This is a genomic window from Maridesulfovibrio sp., assembly GCF_963676065.1.
Taxonomy (GTDB): domain Bacteria; phylum Desulfobacterota; class Desulfovibrionia; order Desulfovibrionales; family Desulfovibrionaceae; genus Maridesulfovibrio.
Window position 1 is genome coordinate 391,351 of sequence record NZ_OY780933.1, and the last position, 16,545, is coordinate 407,895.

Below are 16,545 nucleotides of genomic sequence, written 5' to 3' on the forward strand. Positions count from 1 at the left end.
TCAGGAGTTATGATGATAGCCCCGTACAGACACCTTCTCGGAGTCGCCGTTCTTATTGCAACGATATTTGTTTTCTCTATTGCCGCAAATGCAGGCCAGAAAATTAAAATAGCCAGTGTCGGCTGGACCGGTGTTACTATTAAAACAGATCTGGCAGTTTCCGTCCTTGAAAGTCTCGGTTATGATGCTGAGAACATTCTGGTTTCCGTTCCCATTGCTTATGAAGCAATGTCCACAGGTGAAGCAGATGCCTTCATGGGTAACTGGATGCCCTCCATGGCTTCTATTGCCGACAAATATTTTAAGAAAGGTACTGTGGATAAATTCATTCCCAATATGCCCGGCGCCAAATACACTTTGGCTGTTCCCTCATACTGCGCTAAGGCCGGCCTGAAAGATTTTAAGGATATTGCAAAATTCGGTGATAAGCTGGATTGGAAAATCTACGGAATTGAAGCCGGAAACGACGGTAATGACATCATTTTGAATATGATAGACAAAAATATGTTCGGACTGGGCAAGTTCACGCTCGTTCCTTCCAGTGAAGCCGGCATGCTGGCACAGGTAAAGTCGTTTACTAATGAAAAAAAATGGATAGTTTTTCTTGGCTGGGCTCCGCACAGCATGAATGAACGTATCGACATGACCTATCTCACCGGCAGCACTAACGAAACTTTCGGCGGAAACGACGGTACCGCAACAGTCTGGACCAACATCCGCAAAGGTTTTGAACAAGAACAGCCCAACGCAACAAAGCTGCTGAAGCAGATGACCTTCCCCGTCTCCATGATGAACCAGATCATGACCGCTCTGCACGAGAACAAATCCCTTACTCCCCTTGAAGCCGGTCTCAACTGGGTAAAAAAACATCCCGAAACATACCGTAAATGGCTTACAGGCGTAACCACCGTTAACGGTAAGCCCGGACTGCCTGCCTTTGAAAAGACTCTCGATTAATCCGTACTACAATTTAAAAACCGATAAAACCGGTTGTCTCGACGGTTTTATCGGTTTTGTTATGTCGCCCTAACCAGGGACAAATACAAATCCCTGTTCACATGATTCTGGGTCTACTTTTCGGGAGAAGCCTCAGGCGGGCTTGCAACCACAACATCAAGCCCCTGCGGAGTACGGATCAATTTCGGGGCAGGACTTTTTTTCGCGTCCCGATCACGGAAGTTAAAGACAAGCCTCAACCGGTCAGCATGTCTGCCCAGCACAACCTGCCCCACAAATCCCGAGTTGAAATCTGTTAGCCGATGAACTGAGTAACGCCATTTACCGCGCAGATCCACCACCAGTTTTGATGGGTTATAAAGCCAGAAATATGTTACCCGCCCCACTTCACGGGAAGTTTGCAGACGGGCCAGAAACTGCCCGTCCTCATGGGTGAATTCCAGCTTATCCAATACGCCGACCGTTTCTACCGCGCCTCTCTCCTTAGGCTGCTTCGGTGTGCTTTTGGCCGCAAGATCCTCTTGAATTTCCTTTTTAATAGGATCTGCTCCGGCTTTCGCTGTCGTGTTGTCTCCAAAAAAATGCTGAACATCCTGCTCTACTTTATGGACATCATGCACAACTTCCCTGCGGATTGCCGTACCATCTTCCTCTGCCGCGCGAATAAAATCCCCGGTGCTGTTCATTTCCGAGTCTGTGCCGTTTTCCATGCGGGCAGTCTGCAAATTAAAATCGCGAATGAAGGCATCGAAGTCTCCCCATACAGAAAGGACAAAAAGAGACCCCACGGCCCCGATCCAGATCAAAAAGAGCAGGATGTAAAATCTTCTGTAAAAAACAGTCAGCACACCCGCCTCCTTAATGCTGCCAGCAATCGGTTATAAAATTAGGAAGATTCAAGGGCTTGATCTGTAAAACCTTTATAACCGGACCTGCCCCGGTAAAATTATAGCCGACTTTAACACTGCTTACGCCAAGTCCCTGCAATCCCTTTTCCTGATCCGGGAAATCCTTCGGAGCAAAATTGAGCTGCCCGTTGCGGAATTCAGACAGGAATTTCGCAAAACCCAGTTTACCTTCATAGGTTTTAACTAAGTCGATTCCGGGGAAACGGATGGTCAGGGTGGTTGTTCCGCACTCTTCCGGCTTCCACTTAAAATCCATCTTTTCTGAATAGTTGTAATTGACCAGTTCCTGTTTTCCGCTGCCGCACTCAAGCGAAAGAATGGTGGCATACGGTTCTTCCGTGGCATTGCTGTTCACGGAAGTTGGAATTGTGGATAGGCCGACCTTATATTCCGGCTGGATTTCCTGTGCGCCCTGCTCCCCGTCATTTAAGAATACAAAAAAATCCTCCCGAAAAGGAAAAGGAATTCCGAGCCACTGGCGGCTATGCCAGCCTTTGACTCCCCGGTTAAGGAAAGGAGCCGCACTGCCGGAAGTAAACTTTTTTACCACTCCGCTCTTGCCGAAAAGGGTTGCCCGCAATTTATCAGCAGGAACATGGGCTGTTTCAGCCAGAACCTTGCCTTCCCAGAGCTGCTGAAGTTCGCAGGAAGCTTCCATGGTGATAACATGAACCATGAATTCAAGCGGGCCGGCCACAAGATTCCAGAACGTATGCGTCCCCTGCCCACCCACTCCCATACGGGTCCGTAAAACGGCCATAGCATTGGTTGCTGCATCCACGGGATTATTCTTAACGGCTCCCTTGGCCGACTTGCCCTCATCGCCGCCACCGCCGGAAACATTTCCAGTTGCGGGATAAAGGGCGGCCGCACTCTTAAAGGCCGTTTCCTGACTGGTGGTAAACCCGGCCATATCACCCAGCACCTGCATATATTCATCAAGCTGCTTGGCGCTTTCGATACGTTCTTCGATATTTTCCGCCATCTTACCGCCAAGTTCGGCTATTATCTTACGCAGTGAGTCCTGTGCCTTCTGGGACGATTCTTCTACTCCTTTAGCCTTCAGGGCTTTATACTGAGTCAAAACAATATTAAAATTAAAAATATCCTCTACCCAATCAGGTTGAGTCCCGAGATCTTTGATGGACGAAAATTCTTTCTTCATCCTGACCAAAAGCTTGAAGTAAGGATTATCCGGGTTAGCCATCACATGGGCTGTGTTGATATAGTCATCCTTGGTCAGCAGTTGGCGCTCGCCCTCTGCAAAATATTCAGAGAAGGAAAACCATTCCCGGTAGAACTGCTCCGCGTACCAATTCCAGAAGTCTTTTTCGCGCTGAGCAAAATCAGAATTGTCCGGCATGGAACGGCGCAGCTCCCCAAGAAAATCCGTAAGCATTTCATGTCCCTTAACAGTATAAGCGGGTGAAACATGAGCTTCATTTTCAAAATGCAAAAGCGGTCCGCCCCAGAAATCACGCAGGGTTACCGACTCTGCCTCGGGATTAGAATCCACCCATTCGACCAGCCATTTAAAATCCGCACCCTTAAGGCTGAATACCTTGCCCAGTCGGGCCTGCAGCAGTAACCGCTGCTCTTTTAAAGCTTCCGTATTCCGGTCCCAATCAAGATACGCCGAATAAGTGCTGGCGTAATATTTCATAAGGTCAGGATCAAAATCATCCACAGCCGTGGACATGGCTTGGCCGGAAGGCAGTTCATAAGAAGCCAGCGGTTTTTCTCCCCCGCCTTCAAGACGATTATCAAGCAGATCGATGCGCCAGCCCAGCAGCTTAACAAAATCACTGATAACCTGTTCCGGGGAACCCGGATGCAGTCCTTCAATGCTTCGGGTCAATTCATCATCAACCGGTTTGAGCAGTACACTTTCAAATTTATCAGCATAGAGCTGCTCAACTTTACCTTCAGCCTCAAGACTGACATCAAGCCCCAAGCGCGGAACCCACCAATCAGAATTAAGCTCTTTAAGATGGATAATCTTCCGGCGAAACTCCTCCATTTCCACAACCCGTTCATCAATTTTTTTCGAGAATTCAGGTGGCTTCGGAAAGGCCGTAAACAGATCATCGAGGGCCCTGCGGTTGCCGAGGAAAGACATGCTGAACATCCCGCAGATAAAGAAAAGCATCAGCAACCAGACCAGCATGCCTAAATTGCGGGTCAGAAGCTTCCACTTTAAAAATTCAAGGATGGGGGTAAACAAATTGCGGTCACGAGGTAAAACCTTTGAAAAAAAATCGTGCAGAAACAACCCATGTCTGGTTCCGGGAAGTTTCTTTTCCACATTTTGTAAAGAAGGCAGACTATCTAAAAATTCTGAATTCTGCTCCCCGCTCTGTTCTCCGCTGGAAAAATGAATACCCCGGAAAAGAGGTTGTTCCTGATATGGATTTTCCTCAAATACGCCATTTGCAAAGGCGCGGATGCGGGGACGCAGGCGTTCCAGTTCTTCAGAAAAAAGCAAAAAAGCGGGATCAAAACGGTTATCCCGGTCCAGCAGGCTGACCCGAAGCTCCCTGAGCCGCTCAACAACTCCGGTCACGGCACTGTCCACAAATTCTTCAGGATCGGAAAGACCGGACTCATTGATCACGCCCATGGCCTGAGAACGGGCTTCGGTGGTCAGTACCTCGGAAAGCCCCTTAAGACCGAAGACAAGATCCATTTTAGTGAGCAGAACATAAACCGGAAACCGGACCCCCAGCACACGCATAAGTTCATTAATACGCTTACGCAGGCTGCGCCCGTATTCATGCAGACTGTCTTCATCACCGGACTGCAGGCGATCGGCAGGCAGGGTTACAATCAAACCGTTTAGCGGTTCACGTTTGCGGTATTTAACGAGCAGGGTCAGGAATTTTTCCCACTCCTCTTTATCGCGGGATTCATCGAGCGGAATGGCGTAGCGTCCGGCGGTATCGAGGATTACCGCTTCTTCAAAAAACCACCAGTCGCAATTTCGGGTAGCGGAGACTCCCGGCGTTGGTCCCACGTCAGAAAGGATTGAGGTCAATCTGCTGCTGGCTACCGCGGTACTCTTACCGGAATCAGATTCACCGAGGATCATATACCACGGCAGGGCGTACAAAGGATTGCCATGCCTGCGCAGTTCCGAATTGCGAAGCAGGCTTACGGCTTCTGTCCAGCGGGTCTGCAACTCCTGCAAGCGTGAACGTTCATGAAGCGGAGCGGCGGCAATGGCGGAATCATCCTGATCGACGATACGTTTAACGAACTTCTTTTCCCGTCTGCGCAACATCCATTTACGGACAAAGAAAAAGGCGGCGATCAACCCGATCAGCCCGCCAAATAAGCAGGCCCCGGCCCACCACGGCCAGTTCATGTAATTAACAAGGGCGTAAGAACCCACTGCCGCCAGCACGAAAAAAAGAACGACAAGAATGATCTTGAGCAGATTCAGTAGAAATTTTTTCATGCTTTCGCCTTTTCACCTCTTAATAATCAGCCGAGCCAGAGTTTCAAACTATGCTCAAGCAGAACCATATACGCCACATAAATACCACCGGTAACAAGCACAGGCAGAATAAAAAAGATCAGGGATAATGGATCGAAAACACGCCCGTAACAGCATTTACGTGGGGCAGCCTCACCCGTACCGTAGGATTGCGGGAACGCAGGGCCGCCATTATCGCCGATGCTGCCGGGGATACGGGCCACGCATTCACGGCGCAACTCCTTCAGCCTTTCTTCCCCGTTGCTGAAATATTTACCGGTATACCCCAGGGAAAGACAAAGGGCGTAGACTTCCAGAACCTCGGCCAATCCATCACCATTGCCGCCGGAAAATTCATCTTTTTTTTCCATATCCGCGAAAATACTTTGATCAACCGGCCCCTTATTGCGATTGAGCAGTTTATCGAGCCGTTCAAAAAATTCCTCACCCGCATTGGCCGTGGCATAATATTGCCGCTGCAACGGATGCTTGAGCCACTCACGGACCCCGCTCCATTTTGAAACGAGTACAGCTTCGTCGACCCATGCAAATACGGCAAAACGCGCGTGGTTGTATAAATCCTCCGCAATATCGATAGAATCACTGCGGTCATCCATGCGACTGATAAGCTTCTCAACATCTTCACGCACCAAGGAGTAATCCACTCCGACCATCTCTGCCGATCCGGTCAGGAGTCTGATGTAAGTGAAAAGTTCGAGAAAACAGTCGGATAGATGCATACTTTACCCTCTCATAGCGGCGATATAAACTGCCAGATCACTTGGTGCGCTGTCCCAGTAAAGAGAAAGACTTCCCGAACGGACCACATCTTCCCAGTGCGGTGATTCTGTATCAATGCGAAAACACAGAGACCCCTTGGATCTGGGCAATCCGGGAGGCAGATTTTCCATGTGGATCATACCGATGCCGTGTACTGCCCGGGCCAGCAGATTGCTCATACCGCGTGTTGCCGAAAGCTTGGCGACATTCATAAGTTCACGCAGGGACTGATCAGGATTCTCGGTCTTGACCAGAAGCCAGAAGCTGTTCCCGGCGGCAAAGGCCCGTTCCGGCAATTCCACGGTGAAATATGGATCGCTGAACACAAACTGACTCATGAATTCCGGTCCGGCGGTCAGGCTGTCCAGAATATTGCTGATGATCTCGCGTGCTTTTTCAAAACAGGGACCGATGTTTTCATGATCATAATCGGGCAGGACCTTCTGTCCGTCCGGCCCTTCTCCAAGAGCGGACATTTCCCGTGAAAAAGATGAGAGCTCACCGATAATCTGACGCAGCAGCCCGAACGCGTGCCACGGATGGATATGCGGAGCTGAGGCGTAATGATCCAATTGCGGGGCATAGCGGTTCAAGGTACGCAAAACCAAAAGGAATACTGTGGATGTGAAATCAAGATCACCGGAATCAAGGCCTGTCGGATTTTTATACTGCTCCAGTCGTCGGCAGCGCGAAGCGACCTGATCACTGATATCCCGAAAAAGAATACTCAGCCAGCCCGATGCATTCAGGGTGATACACGGCGGGATAAAACTTTCATCAAGCCGCACGTCCTGCACATCACGCTCAAGCCGGGCCAGAGGAATTATTTCGTAAGCTCCCAGATCATCCAACTCATGTTCCCAGAACAGGCGCAGAACATAGCGCATGGGCTTAAGCTGCGCAGACGGACCGCTGCCCAGTAAATCAGGCTGTTCCACCGGGTCCGGGGAAACCGCAAACATGGTGTTAACCAGAGCGGAAGTATCCTCAACCTCGGCAACATTGCCGCCTTCAAAGCTCCATTTACGCAGACCCAGATAGACCATGAACGGCTTGCCGCCGTCTTCCCAGTCCTTATCAAAAGAACGCGGTTCAAGAATAGCGTTTCCCGGAAAATTTACCAGATGACCACCTTCAAAAAAGACTTCGACTTCAGTTACTTCAAAATTTCTGCGTTCGAGGGCGCCCTCGCGGATTTTCAACCCGGTCACCCCCCGGAAATAAGGGAGACCGTACTGGTGCATGGCCCGGAAACGGTGCAGCTGGTGCAAATCCGAAAGCTGAAAGTGCTGCGGTTGCAAAAATAATCCCTGATGCCAGAAAAGAGGTTTATCGCCGTGCATTCCCTACTCCCCCACCTTTTGTATTTCATGGGGCCCGAGGATTATCATACCGTCCAATTTGGCAGGAGCGTACCACGTATCCCCCCACCAGAGCATTCCGGTTTCGCTGACATCCATGGGAATCTGCCATGTACGCGATCCCTTGCCCTGTAAATCATAATAGCCCGCCACCACACCTATAAACTTGGTTCCCTCGGCCCGGTCCATGACAATGGTCGAGTTTTGTCCCGGCTGGACGAACTCACGTTTGACCTGCGTGACGCTGTGGTCGAAACTGGTGCAGTTGAGCATTTTTTCAACGCCGGTAGAAGTTCCGGCCAGCTCATTGAATTTGCTTAGATTTGAAAGCTGGTAAAAACAGAGTAAAAGGGTATGGGCAGCTCCGTCATATTGATTAAGATTTTTATCCACCCCCAGTTTAAAGGAGATGGCATTGATCTGGTAGGTCCACTTCATTTGCTCAGGGCTTGAAGCGGGAGTGGTCACAGTTGTGGGATTCACCGGTTTTTTATTCCCGCCACAGCCGTAAATAGGCATAAGAAATAACAACAGCAATATCAGTAATCTGCCTCGCACGAGCTGTCCTCCGCTTGCATAGTTGGAGCCACCAAAAGATATCTTAGTACTTAAATCCAATTTACACGGAAAATACCCTTATGTCGATGCCGGATACAACTTAGCTACAAACTTTCAACACCTTATTGCCCAGGAAGACCGATATAGGCTAATATGATCCCAATACCTGTTTGCAACACAATCCCTGCGAGGTCTTCATGCATATAGAACTGCCCCTTTTTTCCTTACTTGTACTGGCCCCTTTTTCACCATCTCTGGAATCGGAGAATCCTCCGCTTATCAAGACTGATCCTGCTGATATAGACTTTGCCCTCGCAGAACTGAATCCCGCTCTCGATATCTCTCTTGACCGCTCCCGCTTCCCGGTCGCAAGCATTAATATCTCGATCAGTAAAATGGCCGATTTCAGGCCGAAGAACATCAGCCGCACGGCTGAATTCAAAGAGATAGTCAGCCGGATGGATGAAGCAGGCTCACCGGCAGCATCGCCGAAAACTCACCCGGAAAAAGAAACCAACGTGCTTGATGATATTCTTTCCATGGTCGACAGCGAAACCCCGAAGCATTCGACGGCGCCACCCAAATCGCCGGAACGTCCTAAGACAGAGCTGTTGCAGGCAATCTTCGCCGACCCTGAATTCAGGAAGATGGAATCCGCATGGCGCGGTCTGGAAATGATGGCACGTCAGGTTCCGTCCGGCAGTGAAACTGACGTTAATTTCACTCTGGTACCCATTTCCCAAAACAATCTTCCAGCCGTATTGGCACGTTTGGAAGAGGTATACAGCGCCACACCCCCGGACCTAATTGTAATGGATCACGGGTTGAGCAATAGCCCGCGATCCATGGACATACTTGAAAAAATGATGAATTTCGCGGAATTTTTGATCACGCCGGCGATGGTATCCTTCGAGCCTAGTTTTCTTGAGCTGAAAAACTGGGCCGCAGTGGATAAACTTCCGTTTATTCCCTCCCTGCTGGAAGGAGCGGAATACGGACGCTGGAAAACCCTGCGCCAGCAGCCCTCCGCGGGCTGGATCATGGGGTGCGCCGGAAATGTAATGGGAAGAACCATGCATACCCCGGAACAGGGATTTGACAACACATCACTTTCCGAACGGGGACCGCTCTGGATAAGTTCAGTCTGGGCAGCGGCCGCTCTTTGTCTGCACAGCCTCGCCAAATTCGACAGGGGGACTCTCTTTGCCGACCATTCCGCCATACGGCTGGAAGGATTACCTCTTGCTGAAGGGACAAGACCAAGTCCGGTCAACCCTCCTATCGGAACCGAACGCATCAAGGATTTCCGGCAGTCCGGCATCAATACGCTCGCCTTCAACGGAGATCAGGCTTTTTTTCTGGGGGCTGTTTCCATCGACGGAGGACCGCTTAACCTGCGCCTGTACCTTTCAAGATTGATCCATTTTCTTATCATACTGTCTACTGAGAAACGTGATGAGTTCGTTCAACCGGAATCTCAACTCACTGAAGTGGTTGCTTTATTCCTGCAAAAACAAGGCTACGCCTCGGACCACGTGACCATTAAAAAAGGAGAATCTTCATCAACGACGATCCCCCTTGAAATTTCCGTGACTCCGGGAATGGATATCACCGGGAACAACGAACCGATAACCTTCGGCTTCAACTGGTAATATTATTTAAGTTGAAGTGAATAGAATTCCGCGTCATCACCCTCCGGGAATTCACCGAAGACCAGTGCGTCCGGTGTCCCGGAGACTTTTACGAAGTATGATTCGTTTTCAGCCAGCTCATTTTTAACGGCCCAGCCGATAAAATCTTTGCCGCCCTGCTCCATTTTCAAACCCTGCATGGGGTAATTGAGCACGCATTTTTGCGGCAATTGCCCGGCAGGTCCAACGCCGTGTGCTTCGATATCTCCGCCGCTCACGCCCAGCAACGCTCCTTTCCATTGATGTCCGGGAGCAGGTCCAACCTCAATCCAGAGTCCCAGACTGGGCAAAGGATAAAGATCGAAACGGTGTTCTAGATCAACTTTTTTTATCGGGATATTGGCCTTGGCCGCCAGTTTCACGCCCAGCTTAGCCTCGTCCACCACATCTGCTCCGCGCAGCATGGTCGGCAGGGTTGCCGGGTCCAGATCGCCGTCATCGCAGATACAAAGAATGGGAAAACCGTGTCCGCGCCGGGCCTGTACAGCCGCGGCTAAAAGTCCCAGTCCGAAACGGATATCAGGATTTTCATAACTGGCTTTACCGCCTTTGATCAGCCATACGCCGACTTCAGGTTTGTCCATTTCGCCTACCGGACCGGCCCATTCCATTTTCTCAAGATTATCAGACCAGAAATGACCGTTAACACCTAGCCCATAACGGGTAACAGTCTGGAAAAGTCCCTTGCCCTTGGCTTCGTCTTTTTCCAAAATTGAGATAAAAACACTTTTTGACATGTATTGCCTCCAGAGGCTTTATCCAAGAGTTAAAACCGTCACCTGACTTGGCACAGAACAAATTCCGGGTGCGTTGGGCAGCACCGCAAGACAGTTCTGACCGGTTACACTGGTCAATCGCTGGACGGGAATGCCATCGGCAAGGATAGTAATGCAGCCGACAAGGTACTCCGTCTGCCCTGATTCCAGATGCGAAACCACACCCATTTCAACACCGGGTTCATCGCCTTCACTGACCAGCCCGAGTGAAACCTGATTAAGGGTCGGCATGCAGTCGCAAAGCACATTATACGCCGCCGGAGCAGACGTGGCCGACTCGGCAATATTCGGATAGGGGATCGGCACAGGAACAGGACCCGCCGGAGTCAGGCAGACATCAGGAAAACCCATATCCATCCCGGCTCCCATAGTAAGCGCAAACATTTAGTACTCCTTTGGTTTTAACCCATATGAATCAATTCGCCGTCTATTTTAACGTGTTCCTCGGAAACGATCATGGTATTTTTACTTTGCACGGTCAGGGTTTCGTCCACCAATTGCCGACGGGACTCCGCCTGACAATCCTCATGCTCTCTGGTGAAACGGAAATAATTAACAGCCCGCCTCGTAAATTCACGGCTGACCTCATCCACAGTTCCGGCTACTTTTTTTACCCGTTCCACATTACTGCTGAATAAACGCGAAGTAAGCGAAACTCTGCCCGCAGATATTTCAACTTCATTGGAATGCAGAGCGGCTTTATCGCTAATGCAGTTAAGCTCATTATCCGCAACGATGCTCAAACTCCCATTTTTGCTACGTAACGCGACATCACCATCAACTTCCAAAGATGTGACAGTCTCAGCCGCCCGGCTCAGCACGGACAAAATCCAGACGCCGCCCTGCTTATCTACAGAGACGAGAACACTATCGCCCACTTCCGGACAGACCAGACAACTTACCGCCTTTTGCGCTTCAAGCTCGCCAAGGGAAGTTTCAACCACAACACCGCCATCAGCCAGAATCACCCGGCCATACTCAAGCTGGGGTGTGGCTGCCTCATGTTTCTTAACCAGATTATTCATATTCTCTCCCTTGTTTTAACGCATCGATTCTTCTCTCGAAATGCCCTGCCAAAAGCGTAAATAGTTTATTAAATTTCGCTCAGAGATCAATTTCAAGCGGCGAAAGACTCCTTAATTATGCACCCAGTTTTCGGCTTCTTCCATATCTTTATCCGTACCCTGCAGCATTATCAGAGACGCACCGTCCCAGTGGGTATCCTTCTCAATGATACGATGCAGCTTGGCCCGGTACATGGAAGCCCGGCTGAAATCGGCATGGGTCAGGTCCGCATGCGAAAAATCAGAATGCTGCAGACTGGTTCCTACAAACTTTGCGGCCTGACAATTGGCCTTGCTGAAAATAGCGTGCACCATGATCGCCCCGCTGAAATCAGCAAGAGTAGCATCAACCGATCCGAAATAAGACTTGGTCATATCCGCATGACGGCAGTCGGCCTCACGCAGGGAAGCCCCACTTAACATGCAGCTACGCAATACAGCACCGGACAAATCGGCCCCTGTAAGATCCGCACCCATAAAATTGGACATGGTCAGGTCAGCACCGGAAAGATTCGCGCCGCGCAGATTTGCGCTGTCCAGCAAGACCTGTGAGAAGAGTTGGCCGGAAATATCCTGATTTTCCAGATCTGCGCCGCGCATCATCATCTTGAAATAAGTTCCGCCCTTGAATTTCGTATTCTTGAACGAAGAGCCGTTAAAAACCACACGATCCAGATTTGCTCCGAAAAAATCGACACCGTCCATATCTGAATGGGACAGCACGGTCTTGACTATCTTCATGGAACGCATGTTCGCGCCCTTAAAACTGGAATGCTGAGCCATGGACCACGTCAGCTCCGCCCCTGATAAATCCGCACCACTGAAATCGGTCTTCTGCAATGTGGACATGTGAATTTTGGCATCTTCAAAATAGGCTCCGGCAAAGCACATTCCCTGAAGATTGACCTTGGTCAGCTCCGTGCCTTTGAACCGGGCTTCATTGAATTCGCAATTCTTGAATCCGGTTTTTAGAATGTTGGCCCCGGATAAATCCGCGCCATGCAATTTTACATTGTGAAATCGCCCCCCGGTGAGATCGGCACAGGAAAGGTCCGCCCCAGAAAGATCAATATCGCGCAAAGTCCGGTTATCCGCGATGGCCGCCAATATCTGCTCTCGATTCATTAAGCTCATGAGTCATCTTCCAGAAGTTCCAGTTTACCGTGCAATTGACTGCGTTTTAAATTTGCAGCCTCGAAACGGGTTCCACCAAGTACGGACTTATAGAAATCCACAGCGAAAAGGTTCGAGCCGCGCAGGTCTGTATCCACCAGTCTGGTCTTGCGCATTCCGCCCATATGTATATTGGCGGCGCGCATGGTGGCCGCTTCAAGATTACTTTTAGTGAATCGCGCTCCCTTGGCGGAAACTCCATTCAGATTTGCCCGCACCAGCTGTGAATTATCAATCATCCCGTTTTCAAAATCCGCTCCCCGGAAATCAGAACCGGTAAAATCGGACTCGCGCAGGGCCGCGCCATGCAGGCTCGCATTACGGAAATCAGAATCCTTGAAATTAGAATTGCGTCCGGTTCGCAATTTATCCAGATTGGCGTCAGTAAAGTTTATTTTATGGGCCTCAACATCGTTGAACAGACTTTCGTTCACCGATGCTTCGCTGAAATCGGCTTCATTCAGAGATGACCCTTTGAAAATGGATTTACTGATAGTCGACTGACTGAAATCGACTTTATCAGCATTACCGCTGATCATGCACATGTTGATTCGTGCGCCTTTAAGATCCGCTTCGCTGAAATCTGTTTTTTCAAGAATCGCCATATCGAAATTGGCATCCCGAAGCACGGCCCTGGGGAATTGCGCGTCTTTAAAAATAGCCTGTGCACCGCTGGCTCTGCTGAGATCACATTCGGCGAACAGAGCTTTGTTGAACAAGCCGCGTCCAAGATCAGCACCTTGAAGAGAGGCTTTACTGAAATCAGCACCTATGGCCAGAGCCTGCTCCATCTTGACCTTGTCAAGAATCGAGTTCTTGAAATTCGTTCCCTTAAGCTGGCATTTACTCAAATCCGCTCCACTTAAATCAAGATCGGAAAGATCAACTCCTGAAAGGACCGCACCAACCAGAGATTTACCCTGATCGTATCTGCGCTGGACCTCCTCACGGGTCAGTACGCGCAGGGAGTCGGCACTGAGACCATGCTCGGCAAGCTTGGCAGCGGCATCATCGGGTAACTCTTTGGCTTCAAGCTTTTTGAGCCCTTCGGCCAATTCGATCTTCTTGGCTTCAAACTTTTTGAATAGCTCCGCCTTCTGGGCATCAAGCTTGGCGCCTGTTTTTTCTGCCCGCGAAGCTTCGGCTTCCATTTTAGCGGCAATTTCAGGGGTAATCAGTTTACTCTTGGTCAGTTCTGCGGCCCGATTCCTGATTTTGGCGGCAGCATCTTTACCTAATTGAGTAGGAGTCTGCTTCGGCTCTGTGGCTCCAAGGACCACTTTAGAGGGATCAGCACCCAGCTTGGAATATTTCTCAGCCTTCTCACGCATAAGATTAAGCATTTCGTTCTGCTTGGCTTTGAGAGGCTCAAACTTCGCTTCCATGCTCTTCTTGACCTCGGCATGGATACCTTTTGCCAAGCCCTTCACATCCGGGAACGGGGGCATGAAACCTTTCAGGAAATCACCGTCCGGCTGCTTGCCCTTTTCCGGCATAGCCATGTTAATACTGTGCTCCGCCCTATGCTCTTCAGGCAAATGATCCAGCACCCACTGCCGAATGTCGCTGCCCTGCTTGCTGGATTCAAAGACAGTTCGCCCATGTTCCAACTCCAACGGCTGCGCTGTTTTGAGTGCGGATTGCCAGTTAGCCCACGCATTCCTAAATTCACTGTTCTCACTCCATTTCTCAGGCTGGACAACCAAAACCGCGAGAGCCTTTTTCAATTCCTTGGCCGCGTCCTTGCCCGGTTTGTCCTTGGGTGATTCAAGAGTCAGAATGGAACAGAAATCCCCTACTTCCTGTTCCATGAACAAAGCCTGCAACTCATCAGCCACACATACTACCGGGGCCGCAGCAGCCGCCGGCATAGTCGGCAGATCGATAAGAGTCGAACTGGGCAGGAATAACGGATCTTCATTTGAACCGGGAACAAGCTGCTCTTCGCCGTCTGCAAAAGTACCCGGATTCATCTTGATATGATTTAGTACCGGACCGTCAAAACGGGGCAGCACCAGCCCAGCCGGAACGGTGAATTCATCATCGCCATCCAGTCCCCAATTCGCCGGGGATTCAATCAGGACTTCACCGTTAACCCCCAGCCACATACGCTTGATAGTCTTACGCTCAATACCGAGATCGGTGAGTTTTTTCATGGTTTCGCGATCATTTTCCAGCGCCCTGCGCCAACGCGCAATCAGTGGAAAGCCCCGATCATGCCACGGATTGACCTTCTTATGAAAAGGAAATTCAGCAGAAAGCGGTTCATCAGGATCAAGACCGTTTTTCTTAAGATGCTCCGCTTTGATCCCTTTAAGTTTGGTTGAAGCTTCTTTAACCGCAGCCTTGCGCGATGCTTCGAGCTTTTTCTTTGTAGCTGACAGCTTTGAACCGGTTGAAGCCAGTTTTTTTTCAATCTCAGCAAGCTTCCCCCTGAACTTATCAAATACCGTAAGATTTATTTCTACAAGATGCCCGTGCTCAGCTTGAGCCTTGCGAGCCATAGACTCCAGATTATCAAGAGTCTTGTAATGTCCGGCTATCATCTTCTGTGCACCGGCAATTACCTCTTCCGGTTCCTGAGGGGGCATGGACGGGCGGTTGCCTAGAGCCTTCTGGCGTATTTCATCCGCAAATTTAGGAATATTTTTTATTTTTAGCAGGGATTTTTGGGCCTTTTGCACGGCTTCTTCCGCCTTGGACATATCAACATCCACCCCACGATCAAGAAGCTTTATCTGTAAATCCCGGTAATGTTCAATTGACTTCGGTTCGGTGCCCTGCTCCTCATGACGAATCAGCACCCGCAAAATATCCGCGCCTTCATCATCCACCACCTCAGTTGTTCCACGATAGATGAGGAGTCCGCGCATGATGGAGGGAAAAAACCAGACTGTTTCCAGCCGGGTTGAGACTTCGCGAAACTCCTCACCTTCGCTTATCTGGTGGGATGGCAATGGCCCCACCGGAAATGTATGCGGTTTAAAATTTTTATTAACGGTAACAAAACAACGCATACGCAAATTGGGCAGCGCGCTTTCTATGAGCGGAAAATCCTGATGCATGTTCTTTATTTCAACATGCTCACCACCCTCGAAATAACCGTCCATGAACTGATCTTCACTCGCAGCATTGAAGAACTCGTAATTCATGTCGTCCGGGAAAAAGGGCCAGCGTTCGTTCTTCCATTTTTCATCGTAGGTTCCGTTCTTCTGCGCCCGTTGCGGCCACATGAGATCAAGCGGTCCAAAACCGGCAGGGTCCACTTTCTGGGAAGGAGAACCTATCTGCTGCCTCGGCAATTCTAAATTAGGCAGAGGCACGGCCTCGGAACCGTCAGGCATCGTTACTTTTCCAATGCCCTTGCCAAGGGGATTCTTGGCGTAATCCGGCCCGCCGAATGCGTTGGCCCAGACCACGGGCATTTCGACAAAAGATTCAGGCTCGCTAATCAGTCCGTTTTTCCAGTAACGGTCGCCGAAAACACTAAGCGTTTTTTCCTTTTCCCCTACCCGCACCTGCACCTGCGAAGCGGGCCGGGACTGCCCGCGCGGGGCGAAGCATGAACCACTGACCAGAAACTCACCACGAGGCTTAGGCACACCCTGATCTATGATCGGCTTAGGCCCGAGCTGTGTGGGCACGGTTTTCCAGAGTTCCTGTTCATCAAGCAGATTGCCGGGATCGTTAAGATCAAAAAAAGCCATTACCCCGACACTCAGGTAATACTTATCCCTGATGCCCAGCGGGCGTGGAAAAAACGAATGCTGTTTTTCCTTGAATATCTTCATGTGACTCCGGG

At 50.0% G+C, this 16,545-nt stretch carries 12 protein-coding genes; 2 read left to right on the top strand and 10 right to left on the bottom strand.

The features are described from left to right. Positions 1-12: 12 nt before the first annotated feature. Complete coding sequence (locus tag ACKU35_RS01730) at positions 13-957, top strand: glycine betaine ABC transporter substrate-binding protein (protein WP_319765332.1); 945 nt, start codon at positions 13-15, stop codon at positions 955-957. Positions 958-1,070: 113 nt separating this feature from the next. On the opposite strand, the gene ACKU35_RS01735 is transcribed toward ACKU35_RS01730, so the two are convergent. From ACKU35_RS01735 to ACKU35_RS01755, 5 genes are read right to left on the bottom strand one after another with little or no spacing between them, the layout of a single operon-like run. Continuing rightward, entirely contained in the window at positions 1,071-1,805 is a 735-nt protein-coding gene (locus ACKU35_RS01735) for an AMIN domain-containing protein (RefSeq protein WP_319762541.1), read from the bottom strand. A gap of 10 nt (positions 1,806-1,815) precedes the next feature. Further along, the gene (locus ACKU35_RS01740) at positions 1,816-5,322 is read right to left on the bottom strand and encodes a type VI secretion protein IcmF/TssM N-terminal domain-containing protein (RefSeq protein ID WP_319762543.1); all 3,507 of its coding nucleotides are present in this window, start codon (positions 5,320-5,322) and stop codon (positions 1,816-1,818) included. A 26-nt stretch (positions 5,323-5,348) separates the two neighbouring features. Continuing rightward, positions 5,349-6,080: a DotU family type IV/VI secretion system protein gene (locus ACKU35_RS01745; protein WP_319762545.1), complete on the bottom strand. Its 732-nt coding sequence runs from the start codon at positions 6,078-6,080 to the stop codon at positions 5,349-5,351. A 3-nt stretch (positions 6,081-6,083) separates the two neighbouring features. Further along, the gene (gene tssK / locus ACKU35_RS01750; RefSeq protein WP_319762547.1) at positions 6,084-7,463 is read right to left on the bottom strand and encodes a type VI secretion system baseplate subunit TssK; all 1,380 of its coding nucleotides are present in this window, start codon (positions 7,461-7,463) and stop codon (positions 6,084-6,086) included. Positions 7,464-7,466: 3 nt separating this feature from the next. After that, positions 7,467-8,039, bottom strand: coding sequence for a type VI secretion lipoprotein TssJ (locus tag ACKU35_RS01755; protein WP_319762548.1), 573 nt, complete (start codon positions 8,037-8,039; stop codon positions 7,467-7,469). Between the two features lie 197 nt (positions 8,040-8,236). Between ACKU35_RS01755 and ACKU35_RS01760 the strand changes: the two genes are divergently transcribed. Next, a complete protein-coding gene (locus tag ACKU35_RS01760; protein ID WP_319762550.1) occupies positions 8,237-9,691 on the top strand; it encodes a type VI secretion system contractile sheath domain-containing protein in 1,455 nt (484 codons plus the stop codon). Between the two features lie 2 nt (positions 9,692-9,693). Here ACKU35_RS01760 and ACKU35_RS01765 read toward each other — a convergent pair whose 3' ends face one another. From ACKU35_RS01765 to ACKU35_RS01785, 5 genes are all read right to left on the bottom strand, one after another. Then, positions 9,694-10,467: a hypothetical protein gene (locus ACKU35_RS01765; protein WP_319762552.1), complete on the bottom strand. Its 774-nt coding sequence runs from the start codon at positions 10,465-10,467 to the stop codon at positions 9,694-9,696. Between the two features lie 18 nt (positions 10,468-10,485). After that, positions 10,486-10,890: a DUF4150 domain-containing protein gene (locus ACKU35_RS01770; RefSeq protein ID WP_319762554.1), complete on the bottom strand. Its 405-nt coding sequence runs from the start codon at positions 10,888-10,890 to the stop codon at positions 10,486-10,488. A 17-nt stretch (positions 10,891-10,907) separates the two neighbouring features. Beyond that, on the bottom strand, positions 10,908-11,531 hold the full coding sequence (locus tag ACKU35_RS01775) for a DUF3540 domain-containing protein (RefSeq protein ID WP_319762556.1): 624 nt from the start codon (positions 11,529-11,531) through the stop codon (positions 10,908-10,910). A 111-nt stretch (positions 11,532-11,642) separates the two neighbouring features. Then, positions 11,643-12,704: a pentapeptide repeat-containing protein gene (locus ACKU35_RS01780; RefSeq protein WP_319762558.1), complete on the bottom strand. Its 1,062-nt coding sequence runs from the start codon at positions 12,702-12,704 to the stop codon at positions 11,643-11,645. After that, on the bottom strand, positions 12,701-16,534 hold the full coding sequence (locus tag ACKU35_RS01785) for a DUF2169 domain-containing protein (RefSeq protein WP_319762560.1): 3,834 nt from the start codon (positions 16,532-16,534) through the stop codon (positions 12,701-12,703). The genes ACKU35_RS01780 and ACKU35_RS01785 overlap by 4 nt, the downstream gene beginning before the upstream one ends. Positions 16,535-16,545 lie beyond the last annotated feature (11 nt).

Excerpts from the sequence above, each read along its gene's own strand:
- tssK (WP_319762547.1), bottom strand. The coding sequence starts at position 7,463 with ATGCACGGCGATAAACCTCTTTTCTGGCATCAGGGATTATTTTTGCAA.
- ACKU35_RS01730 (WP_319765332.1), top strand. The coding sequence starts at position 13 with ATGATAGCCCCGTACAGACACCTTCTCGGAGTCGCCGTTCTTATTGCA.
- ACKU35_RS01780 (WP_319762558.1), bottom strand. The coding sequence starts at position 12,704 with ATGAGCTTAATGAATCGAGAGCAGATATTGGCGGCCATCGCGGATAAC.
- ACKU35_RS01770 (WP_319762554.1), bottom strand. The coding sequence starts at position 10,890 with ATGTTTGCGCTTACTATGGGAGCCGGGATGGATATGGGTTTTCCTGAT.
- ACKU35_RS01775 (WP_319762556.1), bottom strand. The coding sequence starts at position 11,531 with ATGAATAATCTGGTTAAGAAACATGAGGCAGCCACACCCCAGCTTGAG.
- ACKU35_RS01785 (WP_319762560.1), bottom strand. The coding sequence starts at position 16,534 with ATGAAGATATTCAAGGAAAAACAGCATTCGTTTTTTCCACGCCCGCTG.
- ACKU35_RS01740 (WP_319762543.1), bottom strand. The coding sequence starts at position 5,322 with ATGAAAAAATTTCTACTGAATCTGCTCAAGATCATTCTTGTCGTTCTT.
- ACKU35_RS01765 (WP_319762552.1), bottom strand. The coding sequence starts at position 10,467 with ATGTCAAAAAGTGTTTTTATCTCAATTTTGGAAAAAGACGAAGCCAAG.
- ACKU35_RS01745 (WP_319762545.1), bottom strand. The coding sequence starts at position 6,080 with ATGCATCTATCCGACTGTTTTCTCGAACTTTTCACTTACATCAGACTC.
- ACKU35_RS01760 (WP_319762550.1), top strand. The coding sequence starts at position 8,237 with ATGCATATAGAACTGCCCCTTTTTTCCTTACTTGTACTGGCCCCTTTT.